Here is a 22,446-nt window from a genome sequence, read left to right as displayed (position 1 = left end):
GTGATCGAGACACTGTGGGCATGGACGAGGAGGACCGATGAGCAGTCAGCCGGTGGAGGTCGCTGCGCCGGTCAGCCGTGTGCAGCGCAAGCGGGGACGCCGGGTCCAGGAGATCCTCGCCACGGCCGCCGAGCTGTTCGGCGAGCGCGGGTACGACGCGGTGAGCCTCGACGACGTCGCCGAACGGCTCGACGTCACCAAGGGGTCGCTCTACTACTACTTCCCCGGCAAGGACGAGCTGGCCGTGGCGGCGATCGAGACGCTCGGCGCCGATTGGACGGGCCGCCTGGAGCGGCTGGCCGCGACGGTCGAGGGCTCGCCCCACGAGCGGCTGCGTGCCCTCCTCCGTGAGCACGTCGCCATCGCGGTCGGCGAGTACCCGGCCGCGCTACGGCTCTTCCTCGTGCCGAGCACCTGGCCCGCCGACCCGCGCGAGCGCATCAAGGAATTGCGCCGGCGCCACGACCAGGTGTTCCGCGGCGTTCTCGAGGAGGGCCTGGCCTCCGGCGATTTCGCGGTCACCGGGGTGGACACGACGCTGCAGTGCATGCACGCCGCGATGGCCCAGGCACCGCTGTGGTGCGGCGGGCTGGAGAGCGAGGCACGGGAGCGTGCTCTCGACGAACTCGCCGACACACTCATGAAGCTCGTCGCCGCCGCGGCGCAGTGAGCGAGACGCGAGCCGAGGCGGATCTGACGTTGGCGGAGTCTCGAGCTCGTCGACTCCTCGATCACGTGACACGCCGCGTGACACGAAACGAGGGTCAACGATGTTGCCCCAGGAGCACCGCAAGGCGCCGTGCAGGAACGTTGTCGCCGGTTGAGGCCTTGGTCAACGCGGTCGACGTCGACGGCAGTCGGCACGCCGGAGCCTGCAGAGCGACCTCAGGCAGGCCGAGGCGTTGGGCGTGGGTGAGGGCGCCTCGCCGGTCAGCGGACCGCGCTTCTGTGCATCGCACGCTGATCGGTCTTGACGGTGTTGACCGAGGCACCGGATTTGTCGCGATCTCGGGGGCAGATCGCCACCTCGCGGCGGCGCTCCGGTCATCGACGGCGGTCGTCCCCACTCGGCGACGACATCGCGGTCCGTGTCGCGGACCAGGTCGTCCTCCTCGGGTCCTGCACGCGGCGTTGGGGGTCCTTCCGCCGGTCAGGGGCAGAGCCGCCAGCCCGGGAGGTGGACCACTCGCCGACGGGCGAGTTCGTGCGGGGATGAACGTCCACGTGTCGGACGTAACGGCCCGATCGGCGACCTGGTCCGGTCGCGCGCCCGTCGAGCGCGCACGCCATGGCGACCCGACGGCACCCCTGGCGGAGGCACGCGTCGCGGCCGCACGCTGAGCGGGCACGTCACCGAGCCGTGAGAGGGGCGATGAGGGTGGTATTCCGTATCCAGCCGCACGTCCGGCTGCATGAGTGGGTCGCCGAGGAGCACGGCTTCTTCGCCGCGGAGGGGTTGGAGTACGTCTTCGAGCCGGCCGGCTTCGCGGGCGGGAGCAGCAGCGTGGCGAGGGAGGACGAGGCGCCCTCCGAAGTGCGCAGCGGCGCCCTGGAGGACATGGCCGCGGGACGCTCCGCCGAGGTCTCGAGCGCCTGCCACTGGGCGGTCAACGCGGCCGCCACCGAGCACCACGGCCGGATGTACGGCGACGCCTACTCGGTGTGTCCCGCCGGCATCTACGTCGCCCCCGGCGCGGGCGTCCGGGAGCCCCGCGACCTGGCCGGGGTCGAGGTGGGCGTGGGCTATCACTCGGGCAGCCACTACTCGGCTCTGCAGGGCCTCGAGCCGTTCCTCCCGCGCAGCGAGATCGCGCTGGCGTTCGTCGGGCGGCCCTTCGACCGGGTCCGCCTGCTGCTCGACGGCAGGTTGACCGCGGTGAACGCGTGGGGTGCCGGCGCCTACGTCCTCGAGCAGCGCGGGTGCCCGAAGATCGTTGACACGACGTTCGTGATGGGATTCTTTCTCTCCCCGGACGCGGACACCCAGGACATCGGGCGCTACTTCCGTGCCCTCCTGCGCGCCCAGCAGGAGATCGACCTCGAGCCGCAGCGCTACACGCACTACTGGGCGCGGGAGATGCCCGTTGACCTCCTCGACCTCGTGGACGTCCGGCGCTTCGGCCCGGGCGAGCGCGTCGTGCCCCAGCCCTACACCCGCGACATGTTCGAGCGGTCGCATGCCTGGATGCAGACGTGGGATCTGCTCGACCCCGCGGCCGCCGTCGGCGCCCGCTACGACGACGTCGTGCTCCGGGCGCCGACCACTCCTGCCGGGCACGTCCCCTCGGCTCCCGGGTGACACGACAGCTCGGCGACGTGGAGCTCACCTTCGCCACGTGCTTCCGCGGCCCTGCGCTGGACGGAGTCTCAGCCGATGGTCCCGCCCACGAGCAGGCCGAGGAGGTACGTGAGCGCGGCCGCGCCGGCGCCGATGCCGAGTTGGCGCAGTCCCCGCCGCAGCGGTGGTCCTCCTGACAGGATCCCGACGGTCGCGCCGGTCAGCAGGAGCCCGAGGCCCACGAGCACCATGGCCGTGACCAGAGCGGGAAGTCCCTCGAGGCCGACGAGGAACGGCAGGACGGGGACCGCCGCGCCGGAGGCGAAGAAGGCGAAGCTCGACAGCGCCGCGCCGACCCCGGTGCCGACGACCTCGTGGCGCGGGTCGGGGGTGGGGTCGGGCCGGGCTTCCGCGCCCCGGAGCACGGCCTCGGCCTGCCTCTGCGCGTCCTCGGTGCTCATCCCGCGTGCGCGATAGACGAGGGCGAGCTCGTTGGCCTCGATGTCGAGGTCGGGGACGATTCGTCGCGAGGCCGGGTCCGGTGCCGATGCCTCGAGCAGCTCCCGTTGAGAACGAACGGAGATGTACTCCCCGGCGCCCATCGACAGCGCGCCGGCGAGGAGGCCGGCGAGGCCGGTCAGGAGCACCGTGCTTGCAGCCACGCCACCGCCACTGACCCCGATCACCAGGGCGAGGTTGCTGACCAGTCCGTCGTTGGCGCCGAAGACCGCAGCGCGAAAGGTGCCCGATGTCTGTTCCCTGCCGCGGGCGGCCAGCCCGCGCACCACTTCCTCGTGCACGCGCTCGTCGGCGACCATGGCTGGGGTGGTGTCGACGTCGTCGGCCGCATCCCGAGAGGCACGACGCTCCGCGCGCTGCGCGAGAGCGAGCACGAAGACCGAGCCGAAGTTCCGGGCGAGCAGCGCGAGGAGCCGCAGCCGCACGTCACCACGCGGTGCCGGACCCGCCTCGTCGCCCAGCAGCGCTTGCCAGTGCGCGGCATGCCGCTCCTCGGCCTCAGCGAGGCCGAGCAGTATCTCGCGCTCGTCCGCCGAGGACCGCCGCGCGGCCAGATCGCGGTAGACCCGCGCCTCGGCACACTCGTCCGCGAGCCGCTTGCGACGCCGGCGCGTGATCTCCTCGGACCCGGACATGCGGCGAGGATGCCCGGAAACGTCCCAGCCCCCTGCCAGGGCCCCGAGGCGAGGCGTGGGGCGTCTCGCCAGCGTCGCTCGCCGGTGACGTCGCGGTGATGCGCGACGGTCGGGTCGCCAACGTTCGTCGGCGATGCGGTCGTGCTCGACGGAACACTCGACGGCGACACGGCGAGTGCGCGCTGGGCCGGCTCTCGCTGGCACCCCCGACGGCGTCACCGGTCCAGCCCTGGTGGTGGTCCGGCCCGAGCAGGTGCTCCTCGAAGACCGTGACGGGGTGTCCGCCCGCGTCCTGGCCACGGTGTTCTTCGGCCACGACCGAACCGTCGAGCTGGCGCTCGAGCACTCCGTCCTGACTGCCTCGATCCCGGGTGCGAGGACGTGTTCCTGCCTCGGGGTCATGACACGTCGCGTGACACGAGATGGGGTGCAACGGAGTGCACGACGAGGTTGGTGAGCGTCTCGCAGAGACTGTTGTCGATGGTAGAGGCCCTGGTCAACGTGATCGCCCATCTTTGCAAGGCGGGGGTTGAGGGTTCGATTCCCTTCGTCTCCACCTACTGTGACCTGCGCAAACGCTCCGACGCGTGCGAGCTCATCTCGGCGGTGGTGTGACACGAGAAGGAGCGGTGCCCGGTTGCTCCGACGAGAACCGCCGCTCTGGCCAGAGCCCTGACGCAGGCACACCCGAGTGATGTGGCGCGCATCGGCACCACGACCACATTGACAGCGGCTTCCACGACGACCGCGCCAACCTGGCGCGCGCAATTCTGGACCACAGCCGGCCACGACCGCAGCATCATCCCCACCAGCGTGCTCTGGGCCTCCCACGACCCCGCAGTGCCCGCTCAGCGCCGCGGCTCTGCCGCAGTTCCATCGGGGCTACACCCTCGAGGTGCTGGAGAACTGCGGACACCTCCTCCTCCTGCTCGAGAAGCCCGTCGTCGTCATCGCCCGCTCCCGCGCCCCCAGCTGACGGCAGCGGACCTCGCCGTGCACTGCTCAGCCGGCTCGAGGCCGCCGGCCATCAGGTCCGGAGGAGAAGTCCCAGGGGAGCGAGGCAGTTCAGCTCCGGCCTCGAGCCGGTCTGCGGGCCCTGAGGACTGGGCACGAGCTCGACCTGCGGGCGGCGGACGGGCGGCGGACGGCGCTCCTATCCGACCCAGACAACCTCAGGAACGTCTTTTGTCCGCGCCCTCCCTCGGCCCGTGAAGTGATCCAGGGCACTGTGACCTGGGCAACGCGCGGAGGAACAGTCGATCGAGCTGAGCCCCGCCCGCACACCTCACGGGTTCGAGGAGGAACTCCATGGCCGACGTCCTCGCCGAGGGCTACAACGTCTTCGACACGTCCAAGTCCCCGTCGGGGACGGTCAAGTACCTGTCGTCGCCGTCCGACGTGATCCAGCTGATCCAGTCCGGGAAGCTCAAGGAACACATCCTCCTGGTGCGGGGCGGGACGACGACGTTCCTCGCACCGGCGCTGAGCATGGGCGCCATCGGCGTGATCACGATGTCCGGTGCGCCCGAGTCGCACCCTCGGCATCCTCTCGCGCGAGTTCCAGACCCCCTGCGTCATGACGGCCCACCTGACGAGCAGCGACTCGCGCTACGTCGTCGGCTCCACCGACGAGGCTCACTTTGAGGAGATCGCCCGCGAGCTCGACGGCAAGCAGGTCCGGCTCGACTGCACGGATCACGTGACCGGGCGGGTGGTGGCGGTGTAAGCGGCCGGCCGAGGAGCACCGCGACCAGCCGGCGCCAGCCGACGCCCAGCCGACCATCGATCACGCCAGGAGCTGACAGCACAGTGACCACGACCGAGGGCAAGCGCGCGACCTTCCGCCAGCGCTACGAGGAGGGCGACGACGGCCTCCGCTTCCAGGACCTCACCTACACCGGCAACTTCGTCGGCATGGAGCCCGTCACCGACGGGATCAAGGGCGACAAGATGATGCGGTCGCGCGCCAAGTCCGGCGTGCTGGAGAGGGTCTCGAAGGAGGACGTCCTCCGCGACCGCTTCACGATCGACGAGCTCAACGATCTGAACAACTACCTCGCCTGGAACATCTGGGACGTCCTCGTCATGCGGGCCACCGAGGGCGTCTCCGGCATGATCCCCCGCCAGGAGTACGAAATCCTGGCCTTCATGCACGAGTTCTACCGGTGGCCGGAGCTCATGGCGATGACCACCGAGGCCGTCGGCGGCGCCCAGGGGATCATGGACATCGGGGCGTCGGCGCGCCGCGAGATCGGCACCAAGGTCAACGCGGTGCACGACTGGTGCATCGGCGCGGTCGGTTTCGGCATGGGCCGCTGTGGCCTGCTCGCCCTCGAGGCGATCAAGCCCGACGAGTACGTCGAGGAGTCCAACGAGATCTGAGGTTGGCCCCTGGCACCGGACACGTCAGCTGAGGTGGACCCGGTCCACCAGGGAGGATGTCGTTCGTGCCCGCACCTCACCCACCGGAGTTCCGGCGTCGTGCCGTCGAGCTGGCTCGCAAGGGTGGCGAGCAGCCGGTCGCCGCGATCGCCAAGGACCTCGGAATCTCTGAGTCGTGTCTGCGGAACTGGATGGCCCAGGCCGACGCCGATGACGGCACCAACACCGATCGGTTGACCAGCAAAGAGCGCGCCGAGCTCGCCGAGCTGCGCAAAGACAAGCGTCGCCTCGAGGTCGAAAAGGAGATACTCAAGCGCGCAGCGGCCTACTTCGCGCGGGAGAACGTCCTCCCAAAGTAGTCTTCCCGCTGGTCCGTGAACTCGCCGACGACGGTTTCGACGTCGCGGTGACCTGTCGGGTGCTCAATGTTCGGCGTCAGGGCTACTACGAATGGCTCGCGGGAGCGAAGTCTGCCCGCGCGCAGGAGAACGAGTTGCTGCTCAAGCACATCGAAAAGATCCACGAGGAGTCCCGCGACACCTACGGCTGGCCGCGCGTGCACGCCGAGCTGACCCTCGGCCTGGGCCTGGCGGTCAACCACAAACGGGTCGCCCGCCTGATGCGCGAGGCCGGCATCCAAGGCCTCTACCGGCGCCGACACCGCGGCTGCACCGTCCGCGACCCCGTTGCCGACCCCTACCCCGACCTGGTCGAGCGCCGCTTCAACGTTGAGGCACCGGATCAGCTGTGGCTCACCGACATCACCGAACACGGCACCGACGAGGGCAAGCTGTACTGCGCGGCGGTCCTCGACGCCTACTCGCGAAGAATCATCGGGTGGTCCATCGATGACAACATGCGCACCGCGCTGGTCACCGACGCCCTCGGCATGGCCATCACCCGCCGGCGCCCGACTCCAGCCAACTCCACGATCATGCATTCCGACCACGGCTCGCAATTCACCTCATGGGCGTTCGGGCAACGCCTGCAAGCCGCCGGGCTGCTCGGGTCGATGGGCTCGATCGGTGACTGCTACGACAACTCGATGATGGAGTCCTTCTGGGGTACCATGCAACTCGAGCTACTCGATGCACGGACCTGGAAGACCCGCGCAGAACTTGCCAACGCGATATTCGAATGGATAGAGTGCTGGTACAACCCCAAACGGCGCCATTCCAGCATCGAGATGCTCAGCCCGCTGGACTACGAAGCCCGCCACACCAGGCCCAGTCAAGATCACTGACCCCACACCGTCGGTGTCCGGTGCCAGGGGCCAACCTCAATCCTCAAGTTCATGCAGCGCGTCCTGTGGGGCAAGCGGCAGGACGGCTACATCCTCAACTCGCAGGACCGCTATCGCTGCCGCATCCACGACCAGGACTTCCTCGACTCGATCGTCAACCAGGTCGAGGAGCTCGACCCGGACGGACCGGAGCACGGAGCGTTCAACCAGTACAACGCGGCCGCCGAGCTGCTCGCGTTCCTCGACCACTACGACTGCCGACTCGGGCTCGGCGACACCGGGCCCTACGAGCTGCCCGACGGCAAGCTGCTGATCCTGCGCGACCTCTTCGTCAACGAGGAGGTGTTCCACTGGAGTGACGTGTGCGAGGACGCCGGCCTGCCGCACGTCTACACGCTGGCACTGGTCATCGATCCGGAGATCATGAGCCTGGAGGAGATTCGGGTCAACGACATCTCCACCACCTTCACGCGACCGAAGAACTACCTGCAGGCCGTGGTGGGCGGGGCGGTCTTCGCCCGGGAGAAGTGGGACACGCCGATGGGCGAGGTCTACAACATCCCGATCGAGGACCTCGGCGACCACCTGGGGCGTGTCCAGACCGCGACGCTGAAGCTCTACACGAAGACGTCGAAGATGTGCCGCCGCGACCTGATCTGGAACGGCCAGTACGTCTACTACATCGACATGATCCTCCCGCACATGCGGAAGGCCGGGACGTACGAGAAGGCCTGCCGCGACTACGACCTGTGGGAGATCGACCAGCGCGTCGCCAACTACTACTACGACATCACGAAGAGGGGCTTCGCGCAGGAGACCGTGCCCAGCAAGATCTTCTCGGGCGCCGGTTACCTGCCCTTCCCGGACGGCGTCAGCCCGACCCGGTCGAAGTACCGCTGGCTGTAGGCCCGCGCACCACGTCCGCTGACCGGTGCGGTGCCCTCGGAGGGGTGCCGCACCGGTCGGGCCGACCGAGAGAGGACGCCGATGACCGTCACGACCCTGGCCAAGCCCGACTACGACGTGCTCAACGTCCTGGCCCTCAAGAAGATGGCGGACGCGACGGCGATCGCGGCAGTCACCTCGATGCCCGCCAGTGACGTCGAGGGACGTCTGGAGGGGCTGGCGGGACAGGGCCTCGCCGTCGTCGCCGGAGGGTCCGCTCTGCCCACGGACGAGGCCGAGCCTGCTCTCGCGGCCACGGCGGCCGCGGTCTATGCCCCCGTCCGGGCCGACGACGACGTCCTGGCCCTCGTCGAGAAGTTCGAGACCACCAACTCCCAGTTCCTCGCGGCGATGTCGTCGTGGCAGCAGGTGGAGGTCGGTGGCCGCAAGGTCACCAACGATCACTCGGACGCCGCCTACGACGAGAAGGTGATCACGAAGATCGAGCGCCTGGTCGGCCGCCTCGAGGCGCTGATCGACGCGCTGGCGGGTCACGACGCCCGCTTCGCCACGTACTCCACCCGGTTGGCCACAGCCCTCGAGGCCGTCGACGCCGGCGACCACGACCTCGTCTCCTCGCCGACGCGCGACTCGGTCCACAACATCTGGTTCGAGTTCCACGAGGACCTCCTGCGCACCCTCGGTCGGGAGCGGGCCGAGTGAGCGCACCTCCGGCAGGCACGGGGCGCACCTGGACGCGGGCGTTCACCGACGACGGCCCCGCCGACGTCGACGAGCTCGGCGGCAAAGGGTCGGGCCTGGTCCGCATGACCCGGGACGGGCTGCGGGTGCCGCCCGGCTACGTCATCACCACCGGCGCGTGCCATGTCTACCTCGACCGTCATACCCTTCCCGACGGACTGGAGGACGAGGTCCGCCGCCAGCTCTCGTCACTAGAGACGACGACCGGGAAGACCTTCGGCGCGGGTCCGGAGCCGCTGTTGCTCTCGGTGCGCTCGGGTGCGCCCGTGTCGATGCCCGGAATGATGGACACGGTCTTGAACCTCGGGCTGTCCCGCGAGGCCGCGGTCGCACTCGCTCAGCGCTCGGGCGACGCGCGCTTCATGGCCGACCTCGTCGCGCGCTTCCACACGATGTACTCGGAGATCGTCCTCGGCGCCCTCGACGACCGTCCGGCGGTGGACGCACTCGTGACCGAGACCGACCTTGGGGACGACCCCGGCGCCGTGTACGACCGCGTCTGGGCGGCGGCCGAGGCTGCCCTGGACGAGGAGCTCTCCGCGAGCGTGCCCGCGACCCCGTGGGAACAGCTCGTCCACGCGGTCGAGGCAGTCTTCCGCTCCTGGAACACCCGTCGGGCCTGGACCTACCGCGAGCACCACGGCATCCCGCACGACATGGGCACCGCCGTCGTCGTCCAATCCATGGTGTTCGGGAACCTCGACGACGACTCCGGCTCCGGTGTCGCCTTCACCCGTGACCCCGTCACCGGGGAACCCGGCCTCTACGGCGAGTACCTCGCCCACAGCCAGGGCGAGGACGTCGTCGCCGGCGTCCGCACCCCCGACCGTGTGCAGGAGGCCCTGCCCGCGGACCTCTTGGCCGAGCTCGAGCGCACGGGCGCGGAGCTCGAGGCGCGGCACGGAGATGTGCTCGACATCGAGTTCACCGTGGAACACGGCGTCCTGTACTTCCTGCAGGTCCGCAGCGCCAAGCGCACGCCCGAGGCGGCCGTGCGGATCGCCGCCGACCTCCTCGCGGACGGCACCGCGAGCGCCGCGCGAGCGCTCACCCTCGTGACTGCGGATCAGCTGCGGCAGGCGCAGCGCCCGGGGTTCGACCCGGACGCCCTCGCCACGGCCCGCGATGAAGCGCAGGTGCTGCTCACCGGCATCGGCGCCTGCCCCGGGCAGGTCTCCGGTGAGCTCGTGCTGGACCCGGACCGCGCCCGCAAGCGGGCCGACGCCGGCGCATCGGTCGTCCTCGGGCGTTCGGTGACCAGTCCTGCGGACCTCCACGGGATGATCGCGGCTGCCGGCATCGTCACCGCCACCGGCGGCTCGACGAGCCACGCCGCGGTGGTCGCTCGTGCGCTCGGCACCGCCTGCGTGGTCGGTGCGGCCGACCTCGAGATCGACGAAGCGGCGCGCACGGTCCGGATCGGGAACCGGGTCCTGTCCGAGGGCGACCCGGTGTCGCTCGACGGCGGGTCGGGGGAGCTCTTCGCGGGAGCCTTGCCGACGACCACGCCGGCCGCCGCGAACGAGGCGATGGACACCCTGCTGGCCGCGGCCGCCGACGCCGCCGGCAGCGAGGTCCTGGCCCGGGTGACGTTGCCAGCCGACGTCGAAGCCGCGTGTGCTGCCGGAGCGACCGGCCTGGTGACCGCGATCGACGACGTTCTCGCCGCATCAGGTGACCTCAACCGCCTCGTCGAGACGCTCCTGGAGAAGAGTCTCAACGGCGTCGGCGCGCTGTCCGAGATGCGCGACGCGGTGGCCGAGCACTTCGCGCCCCTGCTCGTGGCGGCGCGGGCAGCCGAGGTGCGGGACGTCGACGTCCGGGCGATCGACCTGCTCGCCGACGAGTCCCGCGAACTGCTCCAGCAGACGGCGGTCACGACCAGGCACCCCGAGCTCGCGCTGCCCCTCGGGGTTCCCGATCTGATCCGCGCGCAGCGCGAAGGGCTCGTCCGCGCCGCCGGCGACGCCGGGTACGGCGGCCGTCTGCGTCTCGCCGTACGCCATGTCTCCGATCCGGCCGAGGCGCAGGCCCTCGCCGCCCTCGACGAGGGCGCCGACGCCCCGGCCGTCGGCACCTACCTGACGAGCCCTCGTGCGGTCCTGGGAGCGGCCGAGCTCGCGGCCCACAGTGGCGTGGTCTGGTTGGAGGTCCGCGCGCTCCAGGCGGCGATGTTCGGCATCCCGGCCCGGCAGTTCCTCACCGCTGAGCCCCTGGACTCCTACCTCGCTCGCGGGTTGCTCGCCGTCGACCCGCGCCACGAGCTCGATCCCGTGGTGGTCCACCTGCTGCGTGACGTGCCCGCGGATACGGGCGTGCGACTGAGCGGAACGGTCGCCGACCAGGTCGCGGCGACGCTGTACGGCCTCGGCTTCCGCCGCTTCGCGGTCGACCTCCCCGAGGTCCGCCCGCTGCTGTTGGGACTGGGGCGGGCGGCGCTCGCCGGGTGAGATCGGTCCTGGTCAGTCGGTGGGCTCGGTGAGGAGCTCCGGAAAGCGTGCCAACAGGGCGGCGTCGATCCCGCGGGTCATCGCCCAGACCCGGCGCACCGCCGAACCGTTCGTCGAGCACGTCGTGCCCGCCATGCACCGTCGACTCGTGGGCCATGGACATCTTGGGGCGCCACGGTCGCCATGTGCGCGCGGTAGCGCGGCCAGGTCGCGAACCGCATCATGACCGCCTCCATGTGGGGTCCGCTGGGGAGGTAGTCCGCGCCGATGGCGTCGCGCTCGACCCCGGCGAGGGCGAGCAGCAGCGCGACGACGAGGCCGGTGCGGTCCTTGCCGGCGGCGCAGTGCACCACCGTCGGCAGGCCGGCGAACGCGGCCGCCGCCCGGACACCCCCCAGGACCGAGGTCGGCGCTCCGAGGTGCTGGAGGGAGAACCACAGCGCCTGTCGTGCGGGCGGCTCGTCGTTCGGCTCGGCCTTGCGCAGTGGGGCGTTGAGGTAGGTGACGTCGCGGGTCACCAGCGGTCCGCGACCCTGCTCGACGGCTTCGGGCCCGACACTTAGGTCGATGACGGCCTCGAGGCCGATGCGCTCGACGAGCAGGGCGACGTCGGCCTCGGTGAGGGCCTGGAGCGTGTCGCTGCGGAAGAGCACACCGGCTCGGGTCCGGCAGCCCGTGCCTGCCGGGAGGCCGCCGAGGTCGCGGAAGTTGAGCGTTGCTTCGGGGAGTCAGCCACGGCAGATGCGGCGCATCGCCTCGAGCACGTCGTCGGACGCGACGGGGTGGCGGCCGTTGGTGTGGTTCCCGTCGGTGTGGTCCTGGCCCGCGGGGCTCTCCACGGCGATGGCCGGAGGGAGAGCTGTCGCGACCGCCTCCCGTCGACGACGGCGTCGCCGCTCCCCGGGCTCCTCGCCCGTGGTGCCGGAGCGGCGGGACGCCGCGCCCGTGCATCCGCACCCACAGCCCGCCGCGCCGGCGCTCGGCGCTGAGACGGCCGCGCCCGGCACGGCGCAGGCGCCGGTCGGTCCGCGGGCGGCGTCGTCGCCGAGCAGGTGGGACAGCACTTCCTGCGGCCACAGTGCGACGAACTCGGCTCCGGCCTCGGCCAGCTCGTCGGCCGAGTGCATCCCCCATGTCACACCGACCACGCGGACCCCGACCTCTCGGGCGTCGCGGACGTCACCGGCGGTGTCGGTCACCAGCACCGTCGTCGACGGGTCGGGGCGCTCGGCCTCGCTCGCCTCGTCGTAGTCGGCCGAGCACCGTCGGCCGTAGCCGCTGCCGGCATCGGCAAGGAAGGCGCGGAGCGCGGCGCGCTTGTCCGGAGCCACGTCGCCGCCGAAGACATGGGCGAAGCAGTACGCCAGCTCGTTCTCGACGAGGACCCGGCGCAGAACCTCCATCGCGTTCGACGACATCACCGCGAGCGTGCACACCGACGCCAGGCGCCGGACCACGGCGTGCATGCCGGGTACGAGGGGAGGGGCGTAGTACGCGCGCAGAGCGGCCAGGAAGTCCGCGGTGGCGGCCCAGGCCTGCTCGTCGTCGGAGCACAGCCCGCGGATCGAGGTGAAGACGTTGCCGCGGAAGAGCTCGAAGTACTGTGCCGGCGTCTCGACACCGAGCCCGTGGCGTCGGCTGATCGGTTCGAAGACCTCCCACGATGCGACCCGTGTCTGGACGAGTGTTCCGTCCAGGTCGAAGATGACCGCCCGTACCGGTCCTGTCATCGGCTGTTGATCTCCCCGAGCTCACCGAGACCGATGAAGTCCATGCACTCGCCGAACCCAGCCCGGTCGTCCCGGTCGTTCGTCCAGCGCAGCAGCACGTTGTGCCCGACCACGCCGGGCTGGGAGAGCCACGGGAACGTCGTGAGCGCGTCGCCGGAGACCGCGATCGACCGGTCGCCAGCGCTCACCTCGATCTCGATGCGCTCGGGGTAGAGCCCGCGCCGTCGGGTGAGGCCGTGACCCTCCGAGAGGCCGTGCATCTGACCGCCCTCGACGAGGTAGCCGTGCGTCAGGCGCAGCGGCGATTGGCCGTCGGGGCCGTTCCTCGTGTCGAAGTCGAACAGACCGTGGACGACGAGGTCCTCGCCGAAATGGGCGTGCATCCAGGACAGGCGAGAGGTCTGGCGCTCGGCGCGCACACCCCAGCTGTGGTCCATCGTGGCGACGCAGTCGATCGGCAGGGTGCGGCCCCGCACCGACACCTCGCCCTCGTAGCGGCCGGACTGGTCGAAGTGCCCGGCGTAGGCGTGGCCCCACGTCTTGGCCATGTCCCGGTCTGCGGCGAGCGGGTCCTGTTCGGGATCATTGATGTCGTAGGCCGGCATGATCGCGGTGTAGCGGAAGTGGATCTCCACGCCCGCCGTCGGGTCGGAGTAGTCGACGTCCCAGACCTGGTTCGGCTTCGTGCACACCACCTTGAGGCCGTTGAGCAATTCGTAGTCGAGCAGGCTGTCGGGCGCCGGCAGGTTCTGGGAGTCCCAGTACTCGGCGGCCCACGGCTCGCGGACCCGCCGAGAGTTGATCGACACCGTGGTGCCGACCATGCCGATCATCTTGCGGTGCAGCGCGTAGAGCCCGATGTTGAGCGGCCGCTCGGTGTCCTGCCCCGCGTACAGGCCGAAGTAGTTGGTCTCCGCCCACAGCGGGTCGTCGCTGGTCGGCGGGTGGAACTGGGCGTCCTCGTCGCGGATCACCGATGACCTCCAGAGCGCGGCACGGTTGTGTCGTGGATCACGAGAAGCGTCCGCGGTCGCCACGGCTCGAGCCAGGGTGACCCGGGACAGCGGAGGCCGCCGATGTTGTCCAGGAGGGATAAGGCCGCTACCCACTCCGCGCCCTAGCGTCCGATCCACAGTACGAGACCTGGCTCACAGGCTCGTGAGGACGACGGGGTCGCGGGGAGGCGCCGGGATGCTGCTCGGTCGCGTGGTGGGCCAGGTCGTGGCCACGGTGCGCTCACCGGGCTTCGACAACGTCTCCCTCCTGCTCGTCCAGGACACGACCGAGGAGGGCTGGGTCGGTCCGACGTGCGTCGCGGTCGACCTCATCGGGGCCGGTGAGGGCGACGTCGTCCTGGTGACGACCGGTAGCGCCGCCCGGGTCGCCGCCGGCTCCGACTCACCGACCGACCGGGCCGTCGTCGCCATCGCCGACTCGGTCATCCGCAACGGCACCGCCAGCTCCCGTACGGCCTGACGCCGCCCGGACCCAGCAGAGACACGGAGGACGACATGGCAACCACGGCGACCACCCCCGCCGGGTCGAGCACGAACGGCGCGGTCGCGATGCGCGGCGCTCTAGGGCTCATCGAGACGAAGGGTCTCGTGGGCGCGATCGAGGCGGCCGACGCGATGGTCAAGGCGGCGAACGTCCAGGTCCTCGGCCACCGCGAGATCGGCGGGGGTCTCGTGACCGTGATGGTGCGCGGCGACGTGGGTGCGGTAAAGGCCGCCACCGATGCCGGTGCCGTCGCCGCCGGCAAGGCGGGCGAGGTCGTCTCGGTCCACGTCATCCCCCGTCCGCACGACGAGACCGAAGGCATCCTCACCGTCCTCGCGCGTCCGAAGGGCTGATCGCCGGCACCACGGACCGAGCACCGAGAGAGGTGGGGAGATGACCGCGACCCTGGACCGGGGGCCGTCGGGAGGACTCGACGCGGACCTCGCCGGCCTGGCGGACGTCCGCGCGAAAGCCCGGGCGGCGCGCGAGGCCGTCCGCCGGCTGGAGGGCGTCGACCAGGAGACCCTGGACAGCTACGTCCGGGCCATGGCGCGGGCCGGGACGAAGGCCGCCGACGAGCTGGCAAGGCTGGCCGTGGACGAGACGGGCTACGGGGTCTACGAACACAAGATCTACAAGAACCGGTACAACACCGGTTTCGTCGCCCGATGGATGCTCGAGCGCCGTGCCGTCGGTGTGCTGTGGACCGACGAGGCTTCCCGCGTCACCGCCATCGGCAGCCCCATGGGCGTGATCGCCGGGATCATCCCCGTCACCAACCCCACTTCGACGGCGCTCTTCAAGAGCCTCGCCGCGGTGAAGTCGGGCAATGCCGTCGTGCACGCTCCGCACCCCCGAGCGGCGCGCTGCACGCTGCGGGCGGCGGAGATCATGGCAGAGGCGGCGGCCGGTGCCCCGGAGGGCGTCGTCTCCTGCCTGGAGTCGCCGACGCTCGCGGCCACCCGGGAGCTGATGCGTCGCGACGAGGTCGCGCTCGTCCTCGCGACGGGTGGGCCGGGCATGGTGAGCGCCGCGTACTCCAGCGGCAAGCCGACGATCGCGGTGGGCGCGGGCAACGTGCCGGCCTACGTGGGCGCCAGCGTGTCCGACGCCGCCGAGGCAGCGGAGATGATCATCACCTCGAAGTCCTTCGACAACGGCACGGCCTGCGTGGCCGAGCAGTCGGTGGTGGTCGCGGAGGCGGTGGCCGGGGACTTCCTGCGGGCGTTCGAGGAGCGCGGCGCGCACTGGATGGACGCCGCCCAGCAGGCGGCCCTGGTCGACGTCCTCTTCGACGACCGCGGGGCACTGCGCCCCGCGAGCGTCGGGCAGAGCGCGCACCGCCTCGCGGCGCTCGCCGGGTTCGGGGTGCCAGACTCGACCCGCGTGCTGGCCTGCGAGCTCGACACCGTCGGTGAGACGACCCCGCTCTCGCGGGAGATCCTCGGCCCGGTGCTGTCGGTCTACCGCGCCCGTGACCCGCAGGCCGGCCTCGCTCGATGCCGGGAGATCCTCGCGCTCGGCGGGGAGGGGCACACCACGGCGGTGCACGCCGCCGACCCTGCGGAGCTCGCCCCGTTCGCAGCACTCCCCGCGGGACGCATCGTGGTCAACACTCCCGCTCTGTTCGGCGGGATGGGCTACTCGACCGACGTCGACCCGTCCTTTCAGCTCGGTACCGGGACGTGGAGCGGATCCATCTGCTCGGACAACGTCACGCCCCTGCACCTAATCAACATCAAGAGAGTCGCCCACGAGGTCCGGCCATGGCGCAGCGTCTACGACAGCGTCGAGGTCTGAGCGCGGTGGCGGGCGGGGATCCGCAGGCCCTGCTCGCCGCGGCGGCGGACAGGGTCGGGAAGCCGCCGAACGGCACACCGGCCCGGCCTCGTGTCGGAGTCGACCTCGGGACGGCCAGCTGTGTGCTCGTCGTGCTGGACGACGAGCGGCCGGTGTGGGTCGAGTCCGCCGGCTCGGGCGCACTGCAAGACGGCGTGGTCGTCGACTTCGCCCGGGCGGCGGCCACGGTGCGCGAGCTGCGCGAGCGCGCGGTGGACGCCCTCGGGATCGAGCTCACGAGCGCCGCCACCGCCTACCCACCCTGCATCCCCGCCGCTGACGCCCGGGCCTGCACCTACGTCTGCGAGACGGCCGGCTTCCGGGACGTCGCGCTCGTCGACGAGGTCACCGCGGCGCAACGCACCCTCGAGATCACCGACGGCGTGGTGATCGACGTCGGCGGCGGCTCCACCGGCGTCGGGGTCTTCCGCGACGGACGCCTCGAGCGCCTCGATGATCGCCCCGGCGGCGGGCACCACCTCGACCTCGTCGTGGCCGGCGCGCTGGGCGTCGACGTCAGCGAGGCCGAGCAGTTCAAACGAGAGCGGCCCGGTGAGGCCCTCCCGATCCTCACCCCCGGCCTGCACCGCATCGCGGAGTCGATCCGCGCCATGACCCGGGGCACGGACGCCGACCTCCCGCTGCACCTGGCGGGCGGCGCCCTCATGCTCCCCCGCGCCGGCGACGTACTGGCGCAGTACCTGCAGAGGACCGTCGTGACCCACCCGCACGCCCTGCTCATCACCCCCCTCGGGATCGCGAGGTCTGCGCCATGACGTCAGCGAACGCTCCGTCCCTGCGGACCTACGCCTTCGTCGATCGCATGCAGCCGCAGTGTGCCGCGCACATCGCCGCGACCAGCCCCGGCGACGTGCCGATCGCCGGCATGGCCGAGCTCTACATCGAGATGGCGCCCGGCAACGAGGTGTTCCGTGCCGCCGACATCGCGCTCAAGGCCGCGGGTGTCCGTCCTGCGCTGCAGATCATCGAGCGTGAGTTCGGCCTGCTGGAGATCCATTCCGAGCAGCAGGCCGAGGTGCTCGCCTCGGGGCAGGCGATCCTCGACGAGTTCGGCCTGGTCGAGACCGACCGCATCCGGCCGACGATCGCGTCGACCCAGTTCATCACCAACGTGCACCCCTACCAGGCGCAGCTGCTCAACAAGTGGCGCAAGGGCAGCATGCTCATGCCGGGGCAGAGCCTGTTCATCATGGAGGTCGCGCCGGCCGCCTACATCTCCGTCGCCGCGAACGAGGCCGAGAAGGCGGCGTCGATCACCGTCATCGAGCTGCGCGCGGTCGGCCGCTTCGGCCGGATGTTCCTCTCGGGCACCGAGAGCGAGGTGCAGTCCGCGCGTGACGCCGCGGTCGCCGCGCTCGAGGAGATGAAAGGTCAGGAGCGGTGACCGCCGTGTGGGGCACGGCCGACGTCGAGGCCGCCGCGGCTCGCGGGGTCGCGCTCCGCGTCGCTCCGGGCGACCTCGTCACCCCGCTCGCACGCGACCGCGCCCAGGAGCTCGGTGTCGCCGTCACGTCCGCCGACGCCCTCGACCGGCCGCCAGCGTCCGCCCTGCCGATGTCGTCGGGGACCACGGACCGGTCGCCAGGCACGACCACGTCGGTGACGACCGCCGGGGCCCGGCCCAACGCTCCCCTCTCGCCGGCTCCCTCGCCGGCGACGCCCCTGCTCCCGCCCTCGGTCGGCTCGCCGGGGACGGGCGGGCCGGTGCGGGCCATGCGGCCGCCGTCCCCGGCGCTGTTTCGACGGGGTGCGCCCCTGCCCGCCGGGCTCGACGACGGTCCCCGACGCACCGGACGCGTGGTCGTCGTCGGTGCCGGCCACGTCGGCATGGTCGCCGGGATGCGCCTGGCCGACGCCGACCTCTTCGACGAGGTCGTGCTGGTCGACATCGACGAGGGACGGGCGGCCGGCATCGCCCTCGACCTCCAGCACACCGCTCCGCTCTCCGACTTCACCACCCGCGTCCGGGGCGTGGGCACCGTGGAGGAGGCCGGCTCCGCGGACTACGTCGTCGTCACCGCCGGCAGGGCCCGGCAACCGGGGATGACACGTGCGGACCTCGTCAGCACCAACGCGGGGATCGTCGGGGACGTTGCACGCCGCGTGGCCGCCACCTCGCCGCAGGCCGTGATCGTCGTCGTCACCAACCCTCTCGACGAGATGACCCAGCACGCCTGGACGTCCTCGGGCTTCCCCTCCTCGCGGGTGCTGGGCATGGCCGGGGTCCTCGACACCGCGCGGTTCCAGGCCCTGATCGGGGTGGAGGGCTCCGTCCGCCCGCGATCGGTCGACGCGATCGCGCTGGGTAGCCACGGGGAAGAGATGGTCATTCCGCTCTCGCGCGCCTCCCACGAAGGCTCCTCCCTGGCGCAGGTCGTGCCTCCGGCGCGCCTCAACGCCGTGGTGGACCGGGCTCGCGGCTCCGGGGCCGAGGTGGTCGGCCTCCTCAAGACCGGCAGCGCATTCATGGCGCCGGGCATGTCCGCGGCGCGGATGGTGCTCGCGATGGTCCGCGAGAGCGACGAGGTGATGTCGGCCGCCGTGCTCGCTGATGGTTCCTACGGCATCCGGGACGTCTACCTCGGGCTGCCCGTCCGGCTCGGCCGCACAGGGCTCCGCGAGATCGTGACGATCCCGCTGGCGCCCGAGGAGATCGCCGCGCTCCGGGCGGCCGGCGAGCGGATCCGCGAGCGCCTCGGGGCGATGGCTGCCGCGTCATGAGGGGGTCGTGGTGAGGGCGGTGGTGCACGCCGGTCGCGGGCAGGTCCGCGTCGAGGACGTGGCCGACCCGCGGTTGTGTTCTCCGACCGACGCGATCGTGCGTGTGCGCCGGGCGGCGGTGTGCGGCACCGACCTGCACGTGCTCGCCCATCCCGACCAGCTCCCGCGCGGGTTCGTCCTCGGGCACGAGTTCGTCGGCGAGGTCGTCGAGCGTGGCGACCAGGTGCGCGAGCACGCGCTGGGCGACCTCGTCGTCGGCGCCGACTACACCGCCTGCGGGCGCTGCTGGTGGTGCCGGCGTGGCGACCACTGGCAGTGTTCCGATCGTCGGTTCTTCGGCACCGGAACGGTGTTCGGGCCGCCGTTGGCCGGAGCGCAGGCAGAGCTGGTGCGCGTGCCGCACGCCGACACGGTTCTCGTCGCGCTCCCTCCCGGCATCGACGCCGATGCGGCCGTCTTCCTCGGCGACACCGCGGCCACCGGCTACGCCGCGCTGCGACGAGCGGGGACCGAGCCGGGAGAGACCGTGGCCGTCCTCGGCGGGGGACCTGTCGGTCAGGTCGCCAGCCTCGTGGCGCAGGCGATCGGTGCGGGTGTCGTCGTCGTGGTGGAGCCGGTGGCCGACCGCCGGGAGATCGCCGCTCGGGAAGGCGCCGTGGCCGCGAGTCCCGACCGGGCGCGCAAGGTCGTCGATGCGGCCACGGACGGCCGCGGCGCGGATGTCGTAGTGGACGCCGTCGGCGGCGAGCGGGGCCTGGGCCTCGCGCTCGATCTCGTGCGCCGGCGCGGGCGCGTCGCCTCGGTCGGCGTCCCGAGCGAGACGATCGAGGTGCCCGCCGGCCGGGCCTTCGCCGACGAACTCGCCTTCTCCTTTGCGATCGGTGACGTCATGCGCGACGCCGAACCCCTCCTCGCTCTGGTGCGCGCCGGGGTGCTGGACCCGAGCGTGGTCGCCACGGAGCGGGTCGGTCTCGACGGGGCCGTCGAGGCGTATCGCCGGACCGCCGAGCGACTTACGCTCAAGACGCTGATCCGCCCGTAGGCGATCGGTTCCCGGAGGTGTTCCGATGAAGCCGGTCGACGCGGACCGCGCCGATGACCGGGCCGAGAGCGCCCAGCGGTTGCGCAGCCTCCTCGCGACAGTGCCCACCTCCGCCGACGCCGCACTCGCCGAGCTCCGGGATGCCGCGTCCGCCGCGATCGGCGGTGAGGTCGCCGTCGAGGTCGATGGCGTGGCGCCGCAGGCGGGCAGCCGCGCCGTCCTGGCTGGGCGGGTGGCGGTGTCGTGGACGATCGAGTGCCCCCGCGCCTCCGACGAGACCCGCACACTGATCGGCCAGGCATGCGTGTGGGCGACGCTCGCCATGGATTGTCAGGACGCGGTGCGCGCGGCGGAGGACGCCGCCGAGGAGACGGTGATCGTCACCGAGGTCGTCGAGCGCTTGCTCTCCGTCCACGACGTCGACCAGCTCCTGCTCTCCATCGCGACGCGCACCCTCGGGCTCCTCGACGCCGACATCTGCGGCGTACTCCTGCGCGAGGGCGACGAGGTCGCGATGCGTTCGTGCGTCGGCCACCGGGTCATCGACACCGCACGGCTGCGGATGCGGCGGGGGATGGGTGTCGCCGGGCTCGTGTTCGAGACCGGACGGCCGGCCAAGGTCGATCGCTATGTCGAGGACAAGACCATCAGCCGCGACTTCGTCGGCCTCGCCGAGCGTGAGCAGACCGAGTCCGCGCTGGCCGTGCCGCTGCAGTTGCCCGAGGAGTTCCTCGGGGTGCTGGAGGTGTGGCGCCGACGTCCCTCGGTGTTCACCGAGCAGGACGTGCGCCGGATGGTGACCTTGGCGAACTTCGCCACTATCGCGCTGCGCAGCGCACGCCTCCACGACGAACAGGTTCGTGTGAACGCCGATCTCGAGAAGGCGCACGCTGCGCTCAAGCACCAGGTCGGGGTGCTCGGGCAGACCGCCGAGCTGCAGCACGCCCTGCTCACGACCGTGCTCGAGGGCGGCGGGCTACCCGCTCTCGCCCGACGCGTCGCGACCCAGCTCGGCTGCCAGGTCGGCATCTACGACGGCGCCGGGGTGGCGCTCGCCGTCCACGGCGGCGCTGTGCCCGGTCAGCTCCCCGTGCGGGCCGGCAAGGGCCGCACCATGCGCCGCACGGCCGGCCTGTCGCCGGCCGCACGACTCCAACCGGTCTACGCCGACGGCGACGAGGTCGGCTGGGTGTGCCTCCTGCCAGCGGAGGACGAGGAGAACTCTGGCGAGGAGATGCTCGACGCGGTCGTCGGCCAGGTCGCCATGGCCTGCTCACTGTCGCTACTCCGTGAACGTGCTGCCAGCCGCGCACGACACGAGGCGCTCAGCGAAGTCCTCTGGGATCTCGTCCAGGGTCCGCCCGAGCACCGGACAGCGGCCCGAGCCCGGGCCCAGCAGATGGGCGTGTCGCTGGGCTGCCGGATGCGCGTCGTCCACGGCCACCTCGACAACGTGGACGAGCTCGAGGCCCGGCACGGTTGGGAGACCTCGCGCGCCGACCGACTGAGGCGCGACGTCGTTCGCGCCCTTCGCGACCGCGAGGAAGGGCCTCGGCTCGCATTGGTCGCGCTCCGGGGTGACCTCGTGGTCGCGATCGCCGAAGCCCTCGACTCGGCCGCTGCGAAGGACCTCGTCCAGCGCATGGTCGACGCCACCCGGGGCGAAGTGTCCGACCTGCGGTCCTCGTGGGGGGTGAGCCGCCCGCACGACGAGGTCGACGCCCTACCGGCCGCCTTCAACGAGGCGCAGACAGCGCTCTCGGCGTCCCACCGGCTGGGCGGGGGCAACATCTCGCTCTACGAGGAGCTCGGCGTCGTGCGCCTGCTCCTCGGCTCGGGTTCCGATCCCGACCTCCAGACGTTCGTCGACGACGTCACCGGACCGCTGGTCGCCTACGACCGCGAGAACGACGGCGCACTCGTCCGCACCCTTCGCGCCTTCTTCGACGCCGATTGCTCCCAGCGTGTGGCCGCCGAGAAGCTCTTCGTCCACCACAAGACGCTGCGCTACCGACTCGAGCGCATCAAGCAGCTCACCGGCCTCGACCTCTCGCGACACGACGACCGCATGCGGGCCGATGTCGCGCTCCGTCTGCTGCAGCTCAACAACGACGGGATTTGAGTCCGCTCAACGGATGTGGGAGACAGCCGCGTCGACGATGCCCTCGGTGTCACCGTGCGGACGCGGGATGATGTGCGACGCATAGAGCTCACCCACGGCAGCCGCGGCCACCTTGCCGGCGTCGACAGCAGCAGTCACCGCGCCGACGTCCCCGCGCACGAGCACGGACACCTGGCCGTTGCGCAGGGTCCGGTAGCCCTCCACATCGACGTTGGCCGCCTTGACCATCGCGTCGGCGGCCTCGATGGCTCCGACCAGTCCCCGCGTCTCGATCATGCCGAGCGCACCGGCGCGTCCAGGCTGGGTCACGGAGTCCT

At 71.3% G+C, this 22,446-nt stretch carries 22 protein-coding genes and 1 pseudogene; 18 read left to right on the top strand and 5 right to left on the bottom strand.

The window, feature by feature from the left end:
• The first annotated feature begins 37 nt into the window (after nucleotides 1–37).
• Complete coding sequence (locus tag C8D89_RS09570; protein WP_116707905.1) at nucleotides 38–670, top strand: TetR/AcrR family transcriptional regulator; 633 nt, start codon at nucleotides 38–40, stop codon at nucleotides 668–670.
• A 702-nt stretch (nucleotides 671–1,372) separates the two neighbouring features.
• Nucleotides 1,373–2,299, top strand: coding sequence for an ABC transporter substrate-binding protein (locus C8D89_RS09565; RefSeq protein WP_133251860.1), 927 nt, complete (start codon nucleotides 1,373–1,375; stop codon nucleotides 2,297–2,299).
• 68 nt (nucleotides 2,300–2,367) lie between these two features.
• On the opposite strand, the gene C8D89_RS09560 is transcribed toward C8D89_RS09565, so the two are convergent.
• A complete protein-coding gene (locus C8D89_RS09560; RefSeq protein WP_116707903.1) occupies nucleotides 2,368–3,432 on the bottom strand; it encodes a VIT1/CCC1 transporter family protein in 1,065 nt (354 codons plus the stop codon).
• 133 nt (nucleotides 3,433–3,565) lie between these two features.
• Between C8D89_RS09560 and C8D89_RS31090 the strand changes: the two genes are divergently transcribed.
• The 8 genes from C8D89_RS31090 (at nucleotide 3,566) to C8D89_RS09525 (ending at nucleotide 11,154) form a co-directional block, all read left to right on the top strand.
• Complete coding sequence (locus C8D89_RS31090) at nucleotides 3,566–3,889, top strand: TOBE domain-containing protein (RefSeq protein ID WP_116707902.1); 324 nt, start codon at nucleotides 3,566–3,568, stop codon at nucleotides 3,887–3,889.
• Complete coding sequence (locus C8D89_RS29125; RefSeq protein WP_165825620.1) at nucleotides 3,886–4,047, top strand: hypothetical protein; 162 nt, start codon at nucleotides 3,886–3,888, stop codon at nucleotides 4,045–4,047. Before C8D89_RS31090 ends, C8D89_RS29125 begins: the two co-directional genes overlap by 4 nt.
• Before the next feature lie 693 nt (nucleotides 4,048–4,740).
• Nucleotides 4,741–5,076: a hypothetical protein gene (locus C8D89_RS09550; protein WP_207787150.1), complete on the top strand. Its 336-nt coding sequence runs from the start codon at nucleotides 4,741–4,743 to the stop codon at nucleotides 5,074–5,076.
• Nucleotides 5,077–5,241: 165 nt separating this feature from the next.
• Nucleotides 5,242–5,814, top strand: coding sequence for a hypothetical protein (locus C8D89_RS09545; RefSeq protein WP_207787149.1), 573 nt, complete (start codon nucleotides 5,242–5,244; stop codon nucleotides 5,812–5,814).
• A 65-nt stretch (nucleotides 5,815–5,879) separates the two neighbouring features.
• A protein-coding gene (locus tag C8D89_RS09540; RefSeq protein ID WP_423716940.1) for an IS3 family transposase occupies nucleotides 5,880–7,057 on the top strand; the annotation gives its coding sequence in 2 pieces (ribosomal slippage) (nucleotides 5,880–6,171 and nucleotides 6,171–7,057; 1,179 coding nt in all).
• A gap of 51 nt (nucleotides 7,058–7,108) precedes the next feature.
• Nucleotides 7,109–7,963, top strand: coding sequence for a hypothetical protein (locus tag C8D89_RS09535; RefSeq protein WP_207787148.1), 855 nt, complete (start codon nucleotides 7,109–7,111; stop codon nucleotides 7,961–7,963).
• Between the two features lie 81 nt (nucleotides 7,964–8,044).
• Nucleotides 8,045–8,665 carry a hypothetical protein gene (locus tag C8D89_RS09530; RefSeq protein ID WP_116707901.1) on the top strand — a complete coding sequence of 207 codons (621 nt, stop codon included), beginning with the start codon at nucleotides 8,045–8,047 and terminating at the stop codon, nucleotides 8,663–8,665.
• A complete protein-coding gene (locus tag C8D89_RS09525) occupies nucleotides 8,662–11,154 on the top strand; it encodes a pyruvate, phosphate dikinase (RefSeq protein WP_116707900.1) in 2,493 nt (830 codons plus the stop codon). Before C8D89_RS09530 ends, C8D89_RS09525 begins: the two co-directional genes overlap by 4 nt.
• 77 nt (nucleotides 11,155–11,231) lie before the next feature.
• Here C8D89_RS09525 and C8D89_RS09520 read toward each other — a convergent pair.
• The 3 genes and pseudogenes from C8D89_RS09520 to C8D89_RS09510 all read right to left on the bottom strand — a co-directional run.
• Nucleotides 11,232–11,813: pseudogene (locus tag C8D89_RS09520) on the bottom strand (tyrosine-protein phosphatase); the annotation flags it as partial.
• A 69-nt stretch (nucleotides 11,814–11,882) separates the two neighbouring features.
• Nucleotides 11,883–12,884, bottom strand: a complete 1,002-nt coding sequence (locus C8D89_RS09515) for an HAD family hydrolase (RefSeq protein ID WP_116707898.1) — start codon at nucleotides 12,882–12,884, stop codon at nucleotides 11,883–11,885.
• Complete coding sequence (locus C8D89_RS09510) at nucleotides 12,881–13,858, bottom strand: DUF7064 domain-containing protein (RefSeq protein WP_116707897.1); 978 nt, start codon at nucleotides 13,856–13,858, stop codon at nucleotides 12,881–12,883. Before C8D89_RS09510 ends, C8D89_RS09515 begins: the two co-directional genes overlap by 4 nt.
• A 217-nt stretch (nucleotides 13,859–14,075) precedes the next feature.
• Between C8D89_RS09510 and C8D89_RS09505 the strand changes: the two genes are divergently transcribed.
• From C8D89_RS09505 to C8D89_RS09470, 8 genes are all read left to right on the top strand, one after another.
• Nucleotides 14,076–14,360, top strand: coding sequence for a EutN/CcmL family microcompartment protein (locus tag C8D89_RS09505; RefSeq protein WP_116707896.1), 285 nt, complete (start codon nucleotides 14,076–14,078; stop codon nucleotides 14,358–14,360).
• Nucleotides 14,361–14,449: 89 nt separating this feature from the next.
• Nucleotides 14,450–14,737, top strand: a complete 288-nt coding sequence (locus C8D89_RS09500; protein WP_116708163.1) for a BMC domain-containing protein — start codon at nucleotides 14,450–14,452, stop codon at nucleotides 14,735–14,737.
• 40 nt (nucleotides 14,738–14,777) lie between these two features.
• Nucleotides 14,778–16,184: an aldehyde dehydrogenase family protein gene (locus C8D89_RS09495; protein WP_116707895.1), complete on the top strand. Its 1,407-nt coding sequence runs from the start codon at nucleotides 14,778–14,780 to the stop codon at nucleotides 16,182–16,184.
• Nucleotides 16,151–16,999, top strand: coding sequence for an ethanolamine utilization protein EutJ (gene eutJ / locus C8D89_RS09490; protein WP_116707894.1), 849 nt, complete (start codon nucleotides 16,151–16,153; stop codon nucleotides 16,997–16,999). Before C8D89_RS09495 ends, eutJ begins: the two co-directional genes overlap by 34 nt.
• The gene (locus C8D89_RS09485) at nucleotides 16,996–17,628 is read left to right on the top strand and encodes a BMC domain-containing protein (RefSeq protein WP_116707893.1); all 633 of its coding nucleotides are present in this window, start codon (nucleotides 16,996–16,998) and stop codon (nucleotides 17,626–17,628) included. Before eutJ ends, C8D89_RS09485 begins: the two co-directional genes overlap by 4 nt.
• Nucleotides 17,625–18,965, top strand: a complete 1,341-nt coding sequence (locus C8D89_RS09480) for a malate dehydrogenase (protein WP_243417982.1) — start codon at nucleotides 17,625–17,627, stop codon at nucleotides 18,963–18,965. Before C8D89_RS09485 ends, C8D89_RS09480 begins: the two co-directional genes overlap by 4 nt.
• A gap of 7 nt (nucleotides 18,966–18,972) precedes the next feature.
• The gene (locus C8D89_RS09475; RefSeq protein WP_243417981.1) at nucleotides 18,973–20,007 is read left to right on the top strand and encodes an alcohol dehydrogenase catalytic domain-containing protein; all 1,035 of its coding nucleotides are present in this window, start codon (nucleotides 18,973–18,975) and stop codon (nucleotides 20,005–20,007) included.
• A 25-nt stretch (nucleotides 20,008–20,032) separates the two neighbouring features.
• Nucleotides 20,033–22,129 (top strand): helix-turn-helix domain-containing protein, encoded by a 2,097-nt coding sequence (locus C8D89_RS09470; protein ID WP_116707892.1) that lies wholly within the window; start codon nucleotides 20,033–20,035, stop codon nucleotides 22,127–22,129.
• Between the two features lie 6 nt (nucleotides 22,130–22,135).
• Here C8D89_RS09470 and C8D89_RS09465 read toward each other — a convergent pair whose 3' ends face one another.
• Nucleotides 22,136–22,438 (bottom strand): BMC domain-containing protein, encoded by a 303-nt coding sequence (locus tag C8D89_RS09465; RefSeq protein WP_341477315.1) that lies wholly within the window; start codon nucleotides 22,436–22,438, stop codon nucleotides 22,136–22,138.
• Nucleotides 22,439–22,446: the final 8 nt, after the last annotated feature.

The sequence above is a fragment of the Actinomycetospora cinnamomea genome (assembly GCF_003096675.1).
Taxonomy (GTDB): Bacteria; Actinomycetota; Actinomycetes; order Mycobacteriales; family Pseudonocardiaceae; genus Actinomycetospora; species Actinomycetospora cinnamomea.
Note: the sequence above shows the minus strand (reverse complement) of the source record. Positions and strands in the feature narration are given on the sequence as shown.